The organism is Rathayibacter sp. AY1D5 (genome assembly GCF_002932515.1).
Taxonomy (GTDB): domain Bacteria; phylum Actinomycetota; class Actinomycetes; order Actinomycetales; family Microbacteriaceae; genus Rathayibacter.
In genome coordinates, this window is sequence record NZ_PSVU01000097.1 from 1 (window position 1) to 1,897 (window position 1,897).

The window sequence follows — 1,897 nt, forward strand, 5'->3', positions numbered from 1 at the left end:
CCCATCAGATCTCAGGCTATATGAACGACGGATTTGCCTATCGTTCGCCCTACATCCTTAGACCGGGACAACCATCGCCCGGCTCGGCTACCTTCCTGCGTCACACCTGTTAATACGCTAAACGCACCAGCACGGGGTCGTACGCTAGGCCCAACGCTTCACCCCGAAGGGATCCATCAAAGGGATTCAGATACTTAGCACTACTGGATTGTCTTGGGCGGTTCTTCGCCGGTACGGGAATATCAACCCGTTGTCCATCGACTACGCCTGTCGGCCTCGCCTTAGGTCCCGACTTACCCAGGGAAGATTAGCTTGACCCTGGAACCCTTGGTCTTCCGGAGGACGGGTTTCTCACCCGTCTTTCGCTACTCATGCCTGCATTCTCACTCGTGTGGCATCCACGGCTGGTTCACACCGCCGCTTCACTCGCCACACGACGCTCTCCTACCCATCAACACGGCTGGACCACGAAGGCCTACCACTAATGTCAATGCCACAACTTCGGTGGCGTGCTTGAGCCCCGTTACATTGTCGGCGCGGAATCACTTGACCAGTGAGCTATTACGCACTCTTTCAAGGGTGGCTGCTTCTAAGCCAACCTCCTGGTTGTCTGTGCAACTCCACATCCTTTCCCACTTAGCACGCGCTTAGGGACCTTAGTTGGTGGTCTGGGTTGTTTCCCTCTCGACTATGAAGCTTATCCCCCACAGTCTCACTGCTGCGCTCTCACTTACCGGCATTCGGAGTTTGGCTGACGTCAGTAAGCTTTTGGGCCCCATCGGCCATCCAGTAGCTCTACCTCCGGCAAGAAACACGCAACGCTGCACCTAAATGCATTTCGGAGAGAACCAGCTATCACGAAGTTTGATTGGCCTTTCACCCCTATCCACAGCTCATCCCCTCCATTTTCAACTGAAGTGGGTTCGGTCCTCCACGACGTCTTACCGTCGCTTCAACCTGGCCATGGATAGATCACTTCGCTTCGGGTCTAGACCCTGCGACTGAATCGCCCTATTCGGACTCGCTTTCGCTACGGCTGCCCCACACGGGTTAACCTCGCCACAGAGCACTAACTCGCAGGCTCATTCTTCAAAAGGCACGCCGTCACCCCTACAAGGAGGCTCCGACGGTTTGTAAGCAAACGGTTTCAGGTACTATTTCACTCCCCTCCCGGGGTACTTTTCACCTTTCCCTCACGGTACTTGTCCGCTATCGGTCATCTGGGAGTATTTAGGCTTATCAGGTGGTCCTGACAGATTCACACGGGATTTCTCGGGCCCCGTGCTACTTGGGATACTCTTCACGCCATAACACCATTTCGACTACGGGGCTCGCACCCGCTCTGGCCAGGCGTTCAAACCTGTTCGTCTATGATGCGCTGTAACGTTCACCGGCCGGCAGACCGGAACGAAAAGTCCCACAACCCCGGCCATGCAACCCCTGCCGGGTATCACACATGACTCGGTTTAGCCTCTTCCGCGTTCGCTCGCCACTACTGACGGAATCACTGTTGTTTTCTCTTCCTGTGGGTACTGAGATGTTTCACTTCCCCACGTTCCCTCTACCCGCCCTATATATTCAGGCGGGAGTCACCAGGTCACCACAAGGGGCCTGGCGGGGTTTCCCCATTCGGAAATCCTCGGATCACAGCTCGTTTATCAGCTCCCCGAGGCTTATCGCAGATTACGACGTCCTTCTTCGGCTCCAGATGCCAAGGCATTCACCGTTTGCTCTTATGAACTTGCTAATCACATGAGTTAAGAAACTACAACTCGAAAAGTTGCAGATCCAATGATTTGCATGACCGCAGCCCGAAAGCCGCGCCATGCGAATCTTGTCGATCCACGACCGAAGCCGTGAATCTAAGATGCTCGCGTCCACTGTGTAGTTCTCAAAG

Annotated in this window: 1 rRNA gene; it reads right to left on the reverse strand. The window is 54.8% G+C overall.

The window, feature by feature from the left end:
• A 23S ribosomal RNA gene (locus C5C82_RS16865) occupies positions 1-1,747 on the reverse strand; the annotation flags it as partial.
• Positions 1,748-1,897 lie beyond the last annotated feature (150 nt).